This is a genomic window from Stenotrophomonas sp. SrG (assembly GCF_050031795.1).
GTDB lineage: Bacteria > Pseudomonadota > Gammaproteobacteria > Xanthomonadales > Xanthomonadaceae > Stenotrophomonas > Stenotrophomonas rhizophila_A.
In genome coordinates this window covers 1-12,322 of record NZ_JBNBBE010000003.1, presented here as the reverse complement: position 1 = coordinate 12,322, position 12,322 = coordinate 1, and the positions used below count along the sequence as shown (strand labels likewise).

Genomic DNA, 12,322 nt, shown 5'->3' with positions numbered 1-12,322 from the left:
TGTTCACACTTCCGGTGCAGGTGTGGTCTAATCCGCCCCGAAGCGGGGGTACCGCGGCCATGTGGCCTCGGTTGAGACAGTCCCTTCGAACCTGATCCGGTTGATACCGGCGTAGGGAAGCTTCGCAACAGCCGATGCACCGCGCCGCCCAGCCCCCCGCCTGGGATCCGCGCGCCATGCGCCGGCCGTGCGCCGCCGCTTCGTCCCTCGCCGTGCGAACCCTCGCACCGACAACCCAGGACGATGCCCGATGAACGCACACCCTTCCGCCCTGCAGCAACAGGCCCAGCAGCTGTCCGAGTCGGTCACCCGACCCATTCCCGGCTCACGCAAGATCCACGTGCCCGGCTCGCGCTGCGACCTGCAGGTGCCGATGCGCGAGATTGCGCTGAGTGGCGGCAACGCCCCGCTGACTGTGTACGACACCTCCGGCCCTTACACCGACCCCGAGGCCCGCATCGACCTGTCCACCGGCTTGCCGACCCTGCGTGCCGGCTGGGTCGCCGAGCGTGGCGACACCGAACTGCTGGACCGGCCCAGCTCGGCGTTCGGGCGTTCGCGCGAAATCGATGCGCGGCTGGACGCGGTGCGCTTCCCGTCACGGCTGCGACCGCGACGCGCGGTGGCCGGCGCCAACGTCACCCAGATGCACTATGCCCGTCGCGGCATCATCACTCCGGAAATGGAGTTCGTGGCGATCCGCGAGAACCAGCGCCTCGAGGCCATCCGCGACGAGGCGCTGCTGATGCAGCACCCCGGCCAGTCATTTGGTGCCTCCATCCCCGCCTCGATCACCCCGGAGTTCGTGCGCGAGGAAATCGCGCGCGGGCGGGCGGTGCTGCCCAACAACATCAACCACCCCGAGAGCGAGCCGATGATCATCGGCCGCAACTTCCTGACCAAGATCAACGCCAACATCGGCAACAGCGCGGTGTCCTCGGGCATCGCCGAGGAAGTGGAGAAACTGGTGTGGGCGATCCGCTGGGGCGGTGACACCGTGATGGACCTGTCCACCGGCAAGCACATCCATGAAACCCGCGAATGGATCCTGCGCAACTCGCCGGTGGCGATCGGCACGGTGCCGATCTACCAGGCGCTGGAAAAGGTCGATGGCCGTGCCGAAGACCTGAGCTGGGAAATCTTCCGCGATACGCTCATCGAGCAGGCCGAGCAGGGCGTGGATTACTTCACCATCCATGCCGGCGTGCTGCTGCGCCACGTGCCGCTCACCGCGCGCCGGGTGACCGGCATCGTCTCGCGCGGCGGCTCGATCATGGCCAAGTGGTGCCTGGCCCATCAGCGCGAGAACTTCCTCTACACGCATTTCGAGGACATCTGCGAGATCATGAAGGCCTACGACGTGACCTTCTCGCTGGGGGATGGCCTGCGCCCCGGTTGCATCGCCGACGCCAACGATGCCGCGCAGTTCGGCGAACTGGAAGCGTTGGGCGAGCTGACGAAGATTGCCTGGAAGCACGATGTGCAGACCATGATCGAAGGCCCCGGCCATGTGCCGATGCAGTTGATCAAGGAGAACATGGACAAGCAGCTGCGTGAGTGCGGCGAGGCGCCGTTCTACACGCTGGGGCCGCTCACCACCGACATCGCGCCGGGCTACGACCACATCACCAGCGCAATCGGCGCGGCGATGATCGGCTGGTACGGCACCGCGATGCTCTGTTACGTCACCCCCAAGGAGCACCTGGGCCTGCCCAACCGCCAGGACGTGCGCGACGGCATCATGGCTTACCGCATCGCGGCCCACGCCGCCGACCTGGCCAAGGGCCACCCAGGTGCGCAGGTGCGCGACAACGCGCTGAGCAGGGCGCGCTTCGAGTTCCGCTGGGAAGACCAGTTCCACCTGGGCCTGGATCCGGAGAAGGCGCGCGGGTTCCATGACGAAACCTTGCCCAAGGACGCCCACAAGGAGGCCCATTTCTGCTCGATGTGCGGCCCGCACTTCTGTTCGATGAAAATCACCCAGGACGTGCGTGACTACGCGGCCGGGGCGGCCGTCATGCCGCCCGGGCGCGACAGCCGTTAAGCTTCGGCCATCGACACAGGGGCAGGGACACCACGATGGCCATAGCGCGCACCACCCGATGGCTGGCCATTGCCCGTCGGCACCCTTCGGCCTGGTTGCTGGGGGTGCAGCTGCTGGGCGTGCTGCTTTACCCGGCCATGGACGAGTCCGGGGCCGGGCGGGCGCTGTTCGGCGCGTTCGGCATCGCGGTGCTTGGCCTGGCGTTGTGGGTGGTGCGGCGCAGCCCGCTGGGCATGTGGGTGGCGTTGCTGCTGGCCATTCCCTCGGTGGTGTTCTCCCTGTCCGGGGCACTGCTGGGGCGGCCGGCGCTGGTCACCACCGCGCAACTGCTGGAATGCCTGCTGTATTTCTATACGGCCGGCAGCCTGATCGCGTACATGCTGCAGGACCACAAGGTGACCCGTGACGAGCTGTTCGCCGCGGGCGCCACCTTCACCCTGCTGGCCTGGGCGTTCGCCTTCGCGTTCGCCGTCTGCCAGCAGTGGTTCCCGGGCAGCTTCGTGGCCACCAGCGAGAGCGAACTGCGCACCTGGATGGAGCTGCTTTATCTCAGCTTCAGTTTGTTGTCCGGGGTGGGCCTGAGCGACGTGGTGCCAGTGCATCCACAAGCACGCGCACTGGTGATGCTGGAACAGTTCGCAGGCGTGATGTACGTAGCGTTGGTGGTGTCGCGACTGGTCGGATTGACCATGATCCGCAATGCCCGAAACTGAATCGTCGATAAAAAATTACTGAATCAACGTTAAAAAGTTGCTGAATCGCAGATAAAAAATTCGCGCCAAGCGGCGCGAATGTTGAAGCAGTTTATGTGGATTCGTCGGCGAGAGAGGCCTGATGTCCTCTGCGCGCACAGGCGCAGTTAACCGGCATAGGCTAGTATTCGCGCGCTTCAGTGTCTTTGCCCTTTGCACTGATGACGTGTGCGGAATCTGGCGGTTCGTTCGATCTGTGGTTGATTCGATGAATGCTGCGTTCCTGTTGTTCAGTTGTATTACGTAGCGCCGGAATGATCAGCCTGGATAGTGAGACACCCGCTGCCGACCGCCTGAGGATCGGCGATTGCACCATCACGCTGTCGTCGCGTGAGGTGGTGGTGGAGGGCGCGCGTCGTCCGCGCCGGCTCACGCCCAAGGCGCTGGGTGTGCTCAAGGTGCTCATGCGCGTGCCCGGTGCGGTGGTGACCCGCGAGGAACTGTTCGCCGAGGTCTGGCCGGACACGCTGCCCACCAACGATGTGCTGACCCAGGCCATCACCCAGCTGCGCAAGGCGTTCTCGCGCGACGACGACGGCGGCACCGCCTATATCGAAACCATCGCCAAGACGGGTTACCGGCTGCTGCAACCTGTGTCGGTCGTGGTCGAGCCCGGCCCGGACGTCGATGCCGCGCCCAACGAAGACGAACGCGATGCGCTGGCCGCCGTGTTCGCCGCGGCAACCCCGGCGCCGCGCCCACGCAGCCGCTGGCGGCGCAACCGGCGCTATGTGTTCCTGGCCATCGGCCTGGGCATGTTCATCGCCCTGCTGGTGATGGCCGCACTGCTGCTGCAGCGCCCGCCGCGCGGGCCTGAAGGCAGTGGCGTGCTGGAAGACGGCAGCCGCGTGGTCGGCAGCCCGCAGCGCCCATATCGTTTGATTACCGCCACGGCCGGCTTCGAGACCTACCCGACCGTATCGCCGGATGGATCGCAGGTGGCTTACGAGGCCGACGACGCGACTGGCGGCGGCAGTGCGATCAAGGTGCAGACCTCCGGCAACGCGCCCGCGCGCCTGCTGACCGATACGCCTGCGGGCCATTCCGACCGCTTCCCGAACTGGTCGCCGAACGGCCGCGATATCGCGTTTGCGCGGTTCGGGCCGGAGGGCAGCTGCGAAGTACTGATCGCCAGTGCGACCGGGGGTGCGATCCGCCACGTCACGCGCTGCGACGGCACCGAGCTGCTCAGCTTCGACTGGACGCCCAACGGGCGTGGCCTGGTGTTCGGCTCGCTGTCCGGCCGCCATGCCCATCGCGGCATCCGCGTGCTGGACATCGCCAGCGGTGCCTGGACCCCGGTGGACTACCAGGTTGCCGACGACAGCTTCGACTACGCCCCGCGCTTCTCGCCGGACGCCCGCTGGATCGTGTTCGTGCGCAACCCGCAGATCGGCGACCTCTGGCGGCTGCCGGCCACTGGCGGCGTGCCCGAGCAGCTGACCAACGATTCGGCCGAGATCCGAGGTTGGGCCTGGCGGGGCGACAGCCGGCACATCGTGTTCGGGCGCCGCGTGGACAGCGAAGCACGCCTGTACGAACTGGATACTGAAACGCGCACGCTGCGCGATGTGGGCCTGGACGACGCGCAGTCGCCGGCGTTGTCGCGCAGCAATAACATGCTGGCCTTCGTGCACCGCAAGGCGCAGTTCGGCCTGTTCCGCGTGCCGGTGAAGGACGGCCGTCCCGGCACGCCCGAACGCCTGTTCCCCTCCAATGGCCGCGATGGCCAGCCGATGCTGGCGCCCGATGGCCGGCAGCTGGTGTTCACCTCCGATCGTTCCGGCAATTACGGCCTGTGGTGGGCGGACCTGTCGCGCCCCGAATCGCTGCGGCCGGTGGAAGGCCTGCGTCCTGAAACCCGGCAATCCGCCGACTGGTCGCCCGACAGCACCCGTCTGCTCGTATCGGGCCGTGATGCCCAGGCGCGGCCGGTGATCTACGAGGTGTCGCCGCGCGACGAACAGATCGTGGCGCTGCCGGTGCCGGTGGCGCAGCCCCTGCAGGCCTTGTACGCCGGTGACAACGACCACGTGCTGGTCGTGGAACGCGATCACGACGAGCGCATGCGCCTTTCGCTGTTCGATCGGCGCGCCACGCCCTGGAAACTGCTGGGCCACGTCGATGGGGTGTCCCAGGCGCGGCTGGATGCGGCCCACCAGCGCGTGCTGTTCACCCGGCTGGCCGCGGGCGGGCTGTGGTCGGCCGATCTGCGCCTGGATCCGGCCAGCATCCAGCAGGTCAGCGAGGACCGGCCGTCGCGTTGGCGCTATCGCACCTGGGCGGTGGCCCGCGATGGCAGCCTGGATTACCTGTCCAGCCGGGCCGACTGCTCCACCGTGTTCGCACGGATCAACAGCCCATCGCAGGGGGCGGAGTACTGCCTGGACGCCGATCGGCTCAGCGCCGGCAACGGCTTCAGCGCGCAGCCCGATGGCAGCGCGCTGTACCTGGCCCTGGCGGTCGCCGACGGCGCCGACATCGGAGTGATGACGCTGCCCGAACCGCCCCGCCCGGTGTTCTCGTCGGTGCCCAACCTGTTGTTCTGGAAAGGAAAGTAGTCGTCGTACTTCTTTCGTAACGGCGTCGTGACGAATTCGCATCAATCTCGTCGAAACGTCCTGACGCAGACCGCCTGACTTGGCAAAACGGTTGCCCCGTAACGGCAAACCCCGGTGTACGTCATGCGTCAGCTTTCCCTCGCCGATCGCGGCCAATCGCTCTCCCTGGACAAGATCGTCGATGACGGTCCGCTGCCCACCTGCCTGGGCGTGGCCCGGCTGGGCAGCCTGCAGACGGCTGGCACCACCTTCACCGTGTGGATGCAGCTGCGTGGCAGCGCGTGGGTCGAATCAAAGGAAGGCCGCTTCCGCCTGCGCCAGCGCGAGTGGATCGCGTTCGAGAAGGAATCCAAGCCGATGATCCAGGCCGGCCGCGATGGCCTGTGCATCGGCCTGAGCCTGGCCCCGGAAGCCCTGCGCGCGCTGGGCGAACTGGCCGACTGCAGCCTGTACGCCGGCCGCGGCAGCATGAGCCGCAGTGAAGTGCGGGTGGCGCTGCGCCTGTGGCGCGATGCGCTGGCCAGCGGCCAGCCCGCGCAGGCCCTGCGCCCGGTGCTGCTGCACCTGGCCTCGATGCAGCGTGGCATGGCCACCGGCGTGCAGCGCTGCCCGGGCCGCTCGCGCATCCGCAAGCGCCAGGTGTTCGGCCGCATGCAGCGCGCGCGCCTGTACCTGGAAGGCAACAGCCACCGGGTGGTGCGCATCGGCGAACTGGCCGAGTTGACCAACTTCTCCAGCTGGTACCTGTCCAAGACGTTCCAGAGCCTTTACGAAGAGAGCCCGCAGTCGCTGTCGGCGCGCCTGCGCCTGGAGCGCGCCGCAGACCTGCTGCGCGACACCGACATGATGATCGGCGAAGTGGCCGCCGCCAGCGGCTTCGACAACTGCTGCAGCTTCGCGCGTGCGTTCCGCGCCCGTTATGGCCAATCGGCATCGGGCTTCCGGCAGACCGGTGGATCGCTTTCGCCAAAGTCGGCAAAGAGTCCGGTGGCATCGCGCAAATAATTAACGGTAACGCAATCGTAACTTTCCGAGGCGGTTTAACACGCTACTAACGTACCTTGGAGAGATTGATGAATTTTCGTACTCCCGCAGTGCGGCTGGGTCTTCTGCCGGCCGGCATTGCGCTGGCGCTCGTGCCGAGCTTCGCTTCGGCACAGGAAGCAGCCTCCGGCACCACTGACCTGGATCGCATCTCGGTCACCGGCTCGCGTATTCGCGGCGCCAACATGGAGACCCAGCAGCCGATCCTGACGATGACCCGTGAAACCCTGGAAAAGCAGGGCTTCTCGAACGTCGCAGACGTGCTGAACAACCTGACCTCGGCCGGCTCGCCGGCCATCTCGCGTTCGGACTCCCTGTCTTCGGGCGAGAACGTGGGCGGTTACTACGTCGACATCCGCAACCTGGGCGCCCAGCGCACCCTGGTGCTGATGAACGGCAAGCGCCTCGGCGCCACCACCGGCGGCTACCAGGATCTGAGCCAGATCCCGATGTCGGCCGTTGAGCGCATTGAAGTCCTGAAGGACGGCGCCTCCTCGATCTACGGTTCCGACGCCATTGCCGGCGTGGTCAACGTGATCACCCGCAAGAACTTCGACGGCGGTGAAGTCAACGTCTACTTCGGTCAGTACGACCAGGGCGACGGCGAGAACCAGCAGTACTCGATGACCCTGGGTGCTACCGGCGAACGCGGCAGCCTGACCCTGTCGGCCGAATACTCCAAGCAGGATCCGGTGTGGGCCAAGGACCGTTGGTACAGCCGTGATGGCGGCCGTGGTCCGAACTCGGTGGCCGCCGATGGCAGCCCGATCAGCCAGTACGGCAGCTGGTGCAACCCGCTGCAGGTCAACTGCGCCGATTCCAAGACCGCCGTGTGGCAGACCCTGAACCAGGGTGGCAACCCGAACAACCCGAACGACTACCACACGCTGACCGCCGAGGAGTACGCCAACTCCAACGAGCAGATGAGCCTGCTGACCGGTATCGAGCGCAAGTCGCTGTACGTCAACGGCACCTACGACTTCACCGACACCATCAGCCTGAACACCGATGTGCTCTACAACGAGCGCAACACGTTCCAGCAGATCGCCGGCTACCCGTACCAGTCGTCCTCGTTCGGCACCCCGCTGACCGCTGAAAGCGCCTTCAACCCGGTTGGCCAGAACGTCGACTTCCGTCGCCGCCTGTGGGAAGTGCCGCGCACCACCGACAGCCAGCTGAAGACCCTGCGCTTCGCCCCGACCATCAGCGGTTACTTCGAGCTGGCCGGCAAGTCCTTCGATTGGGACGTCGGCGCGCTGTGGAACCGCAACGAGTCGATCAAGACCCAGCGCGGCGACATGAGCCTGATTGCTTCCGAGCAGGCCCTGGGTGCGTCCTTCATCAACGCGCAGGGCGTGGCACAGTGCGGTACCGCTGCCAACCCGATCGCACTGGGCGACTGCCGTCCGTGGAACCCGCTGCTGCCGTACGGCGTTGCAGGCCAGGGTTCGCTGGCGGATCCGGAGCTGCAGGACTTCCTGTTCCCGACCTACACCACCCGTGGCGTGACCAAGACCACCAGCTTCACCGCCAATCTGTCGGGTTCCATCGTGACCCTGCCGGCCGGCGACCTCGGCTTCGCCGTGGGCGTGGAGCACCGCAAGGAAGAAGGCAGCTACGTGCCGGACGCCTTCGCACAGTCGGGCATGTCCACCGGCCTGGGCCAGAAGCCGACCCAGGGTGAGTACGATCTGAACGAGGTCTACCTCGAACTGAACGTGCCGATCCTGGCCGACATGGCGTTCGCCAAGGAACTGACCCTGAACCTTGCGAGCCGTTATTCGGACTACAGCAACTTCGGCGGCACCACCAACAGCAAGTTCGGCCTGACCTGGCGTCCGATCGACGAGCTGCTGGTCCGCGGCACCTACGCCGAGGGCTTCCGCGCTCCGACCATCGCCGACCTGTACGGTGGCCTGAGCTCGAGCTTCGAGCGTTACACCGATCCGTGCGCCGTTGGCGTGTCGGGCAGCGTGGCCGGCAATGCCGCCTGCCTTGCTGGTGGCGCTCCGGCCGACTACGTGCAGCTGGGCCAGGGCAACGTCCCGTGCTCGACCACGCCGTGCCAGTCGGGTGACCAGTTCATCTCGGGTGCCAACCCGAACCTGGCCCCGGAAACCTCCAAGAGCAAGACCGTCGGTCTGGTCTGGAGCCCGCGTTGGGTGCAGGGCCTGGACGTCTCGCTGGATTGGTACCGCTACGAAATCAGCAACATGATCATCGACGACTCCGTCGATCGCATCCTGCGTGATTGCTACGTGCTGGGTGATTCCAGCCGTTGCGGCAGCGTGACCCGTGCGGCCGATGGCCACATCAGCGCGATCACCTACGGCACCGCCAACCTCGGCAAGATGGACACCGAAGGTTACGACCTGGGCATCAAGTACCGCCTGCCGGAGCTGGCCATCGGTCAGTTCGCCATTGACTGGCAGACCAGCTACCTGTCCAAGTACGACGAAGCCGCACAGAACGCCGCTGGCGACGACATCATGATCGGCCGCGTCGGTCAGGATGCGCTGTTCCGCGTGCGCTCGAACCTGGGCGTCAACTGGTCGCTGGGCAGCTTCGGTGTGAACTACACCGCGCGCTACTACTCGGGCCTCAACGAGCCGTGCATCGCGATCGGCTGCACCGATCCGGACCGCATCGCTTACGGCGAAACCGCTCCGCTGCGCAAGACCGGCTCCAACACCTTCCACGACCTGCAGGTCAGCTGGAAGGCACCGTGGGATGCCACCATCGCCCTGGGCGCGAACAACGTGTTCGACCACAAGGGTCCGCTGATGTACTCGCAGCAGAACTCGAGCTTCGCCTACTACGGCGGTTTCGATATCGGCCGCTTCCTGTACATGAAGTACACCCAGAAGTTCTGATCCATCGAACCCCTGGTGCAATAAAGAGAGGGCGGCCCGCAAGGGCCGCCCTTTTTCTTGATCACGACCCACGGTCGTGATCCACCGCTTGCATGGCGCAAAAAAAATGGCGTGCCGAGGCACGCCATCATCGTTTCTCAAACCATCGCCGGTAGGCAACGACCGTTGGTCGTTGCGCCTTATGCGTCCGCCGTAGCGAGTCCCATCAACCCATTGGCGTGATCGCGCCACTGCGGCAGCTTGGCCAGCACGCCCGCGCGCTGCAGGTAGTCCTCGTCCACCGGGTCGCCGTTGACCAGCGCCAGCGCCACGTGCACCGCACCGGTCACCCAGAAGCTGCGCGTGTTGGAGCGCTGCGGCTGCAGGTGGAAGGCCACCGCCTCGATGATCGGCATCGGCAGGCCCCACAGCCCCAGCAGGTAGGCACCGGCTTCGCTGTGGCCCGGGCGCGGGTCGGCGTCGTCGGCCGGCTCACTGCGCTCGTTGCGCACGCCGGGCAGCAGCAGGCCGATATCGGCCAGCAGTGCGGCGGTCGCGCCCAGTTCAGCGCTGGAATCGGGCAGCAGCTTGGCGGCCAGCCGCGAAGCGAGCAGCGCGCGCTGCTGCAGCGCGTTGCGTTCACCGCTGGACAGCGGCGAAGCCGAGAACACCTCGCTGGCCAGCACCAGGTCGCGCAGGGTCGACAGGCCCAGCCGGGTCACGGCGGTGCGCAGGTCGGAAATGGTGCGGCCGCTGTTGAAGAAGGCGGAGTTGGACAGCTGCAGCACCTTGGCCGCGATCGCCGGATCGGCCGACACCAGCTTGGAGACATCGGCCGTGTCGGTGTCGTCGTCATGCTCCAGCGCCTGGGTCAGGCTCAGGTACAGGTGCGGCGGCGAGGGCAGCTTCTCGATGCGGCCGATGGCGCTGCGCAGGCGCGCGCTGTCGAGCAGTTCGCGCAGCTCTTCCAGGCTGGTGAGCGCTTCAAGCAGCACTTCCGGTGCCAGCGGCAGCGGCAGGAAACGGTGGGCAACGCCGATCAGGCGTGCCGGCGGCGGGCGGTTGCCCTGGGCCGCGTCGACCAGCGCGATGCGGATCGTCTCCGGACGCAGCGTCCGGATCTGGCCCAGCAGCGTGGTCGCGTTGAGATCGGGCAGGGCGGGGCAGGCGATCACCGCATCCACCGGCGTGGACGCCACCATGTTCATGGCCGTCTGGCCATCGGGTGCCCGCAACGGCTGCCACTCTTCCCCAAGATCGGCAATGAAATCCATCAGCTCAGCCGACAGGCTGGCTTCGTCCCCAACTAGCAGAATACGCACGACACAATCCCCTGGGTGACCACGGTGAACCCCACCGTGGACGGTGTAGAAGTCGCAATGTACCCAATCCGGCGCAAACAGTGATGCGCCGCATTGTAAAAACGTGATGCCCATCGCTCCGGCGACCAGCGCCGGAGCAGGGTCATTCAGCCTCAGCTGTTGCTGGACAGGTAGCGCTGGTGCGCTTCAACCAGAATCTGCTTGGCTTCGGCGGCGCCGCCCCAGCCATCCAGCTTGACCCACTTGCCCTTCTCCAGGTCCTTGTAGTGCTCGAAGAAGTGGCCGATGCGCTCCAGCCAGTGCTTGGACACCTGCTCGATGTCTTCCACGTGCGCGTAGCCGCTGAACACCTTGGAGATCGGCACCGCCAGGATCTTTTCGTCGCCGCCGGCTTCGTCGCTCATCTTCAGCACGCCCACCGGACGGCAGCGCACCACCGAACCCGGAACCAGCGGCAGCGGCAGCACGACCAGCACGTCGGCCGGATCGCCGTCGCCGCACAGGGTGCTCGGCACGTAGCCGTAGTTGCAGGGGTAGCGCATCGGGGTGGAGAGGATGCGGTCGACGAAGATCGCGCCGGTTTCCTTGTCCACTTCGTACTTGACCGGCTCCGAGTCCTTCGGGATCTCGATGATGACGTTGATTTCTTCCGGCGGGTTCTTGCCGGGCGAGACGAGTTCCAGACCCATGGTGTGCTCCGAGAGGGGGGATGGCGCGATAAGACCTCCCATTTTATGCCTTTGCCGGCCAACGTGCAGGGTGGGGACTATCCGACCCGCCGCAGTGGCGATCGCCGACCGCCACCAGCGCACCCGGCTGATCCCGCCCGGACCTGGGCAGGCGCACGGTGGAGGTCCCTTCACGGAGTACGCCCATGACCCTTCCACTGCCTTCCCGCCACCCCTCCAACGCCCTGGCCGCGTTGATCCTGCTGGCGCTGGCCGTTGCCGGCCCGGCCGCCGCCAGTCCGCCGCCCGCTGCGCCCCTGCACGTCGATCTGGTCGATTACCCCACGCCGCAGGCGAACTGGTCCGCCTTCCGCGACCTGCGCCATCGTCTTGAAGCCGGCTTCGACGATGTCTGCCCCGATACCTTCTGCGAAGGCGAGTACACCGATTACCAGCCGCTGAAACTGCGCTGCTCGGTCGAACGGGCCACGGGCAGGGTCAATGTCTGCGGCTGGGCCTTCGCCGCAAGCGAGCTGCGGGTGGACCCGGCGACCGGCACCCTGGAGCGGCAGCAGCCCACCTGGCTGTGCCACTTCCCGACCGGCGGCGGCACCACCGTAGCGGCATTGCTGGCGGCACTGGACGGACCGCAGCCTTTGTTCCAGCGGCTGCCCGCTACGGGAAAAACCGTGTTCGAGGCACTGGGAGACTGCCTGCGCTAGCCTGCGCGCATGGACTCCCTGCTCGCCGCCGCCGCGCGCGCCCTTGCCGCTGGCGACGTACTGACCGCACTGGGCCACGTGGCCCTGCGCAGCGACCCGCCGGCACTGGCGCTGCGCGGTGTGGCCATGGCCCAGCTGGGCGAGCTGCAGCGGGCCCGGGAACTGCTGCGGCTGGCCCACCGCGGCTTTGGCGCCGATGAGGTGCTGGCCCGGGCGCGCTGTGTGGTGGCGGAGGCGGAAGTGGGGCTGGCGCTGCGGGATCTTGCCGGTACCCCCGCGCCGCTGCTGGCCGCCGCCCACGCATTGGAGGAGCGCGCCGATCCGCACAATGCGCTGCAGGCCTGGTTGATCCTGGCA

8 protein-coding genes, 1 pseudogene and 1 riboswitch are annotated in these 12,322 nt (G+C 66.6%); of the genes and pseudogenes, 7 read left to right on the top strand and 2 right to left on the bottom strand.

All coding sequences use genetic code 11. From position 1 onward, the window contains the following. Window positions 1-34 precede the first annotated feature (34 nt). Window positions 35-136: riboswitch (TPP riboswitch) on the top strand. 114 nt (window positions 137-250) lie between these two features. The 5 genes from thiC (at window position 251) to ACQG3P_RS03695 (ending at window position 9,274) form a co-directional block, all read left to right on the top strand. Continuing rightward, the gene (gene thiC, locus ACQG3P_RS03715; RefSeq protein WP_426804245.1) at window positions 251-2,044 is read left to right on the top strand and encodes a phosphomethylpyrimidine synthase ThiC; all 1,794 of its coding nucleotides are present in this window, start codon (window positions 251-253) and stop codon (window positions 2,042-2,044) included. 35 nt (window positions 2,045-2,079) lie between these two features. Continuing rightward, window positions 2,080-2,757 carry an ion channel gene (locus tag ACQG3P_RS03710; protein WP_068853930.1) on the top strand — a complete coding sequence of 226 codons (678 nt, stop codon included), beginning with the start codon at window positions 2,080-2,082 and terminating at the stop codon, window positions 2,755-2,757. Between the two features lie 293 nt (window positions 2,758-3,050). Continuing rightward, the gene (locus tag ACQG3P_RS03705) at window positions 3,051-5,357 is read left to right on the top strand and encodes a winged helix-turn-helix domain-containing protein (RefSeq protein ID WP_426804244.1); all 2,307 of its coding nucleotides are present in this window, start codon (window positions 3,051-3,053) and stop codon (window positions 5,355-5,357) included. 123 nt (window positions 5,358-5,480) lie between these two features. Further along, window positions 5,481-6,362: a helix-turn-helix transcriptional regulator gene (locus ACQG3P_RS03700; RefSeq protein WP_068853928.1), complete on the top strand. Its 882-nt coding sequence runs from the start codon at window positions 5,481-5,483 to the stop codon at window positions 6,360-6,362. 68 nt (window positions 6,363-6,430) lie between these two features. Continuing rightward, complete coding sequence (locus ACQG3P_RS03695) at window positions 6,431-9,274, top strand: TonB-dependent receptor plug domain-containing protein (protein WP_426804243.1); 2,844 nt, start codon at window positions 6,431-6,433, stop codon at window positions 9,272-9,274. A 179-nt stretch (window positions 9,275-9,453) separates the two neighbouring features. Here the strand turns inward: ACQG3P_RS03695 and ACQG3P_RS03690 are convergent, their stop codons facing one another. Continuing rightward, window positions 9,454-10,575, bottom strand: coding sequence for an HDOD domain-containing protein (locus ACQG3P_RS03690; RefSeq protein WP_093533618.1), 1,122 nt, complete (start codon window positions 10,573-10,575; stop codon window positions 9,454-9,456). A gap of 152 nt (window positions 10,576-10,727) precedes the next feature. Continuing rightward, window positions 10,728-11,264: an inorganic diphosphatase gene (gene ppa, locus ACQG3P_RS03685; protein ID WP_068853925.1), complete on the bottom strand. Its 537-nt coding sequence runs from the start codon at window positions 11,262-11,264 to the stop codon at window positions 10,728-10,730. 185 nt (window positions 11,265-11,449) lie between these two features. Between ppa and ACQG3P_RS03680 the strand changes: the two genes are divergently transcribed. Together ACQG3P_RS03680 and ACQG3P_RS03675 are read left to right on the top strand one after the other, a co-directional pair. Next, complete coding sequence (locus tag ACQG3P_RS03680; RefSeq protein WP_426804242.1) at window positions 11,450-11,965, top strand: hypothetical protein; 516 nt, start codon at window positions 11,450-11,452, stop codon at window positions 11,963-11,965. Between the two features lie 9 nt (window positions 11,966-11,974). After that, a pseudogene (locus ACQG3P_RS03675) lies at window positions 11,975-12,322 on the top strand (helix-turn-helix domain-containing protein); the annotation flags it as partial.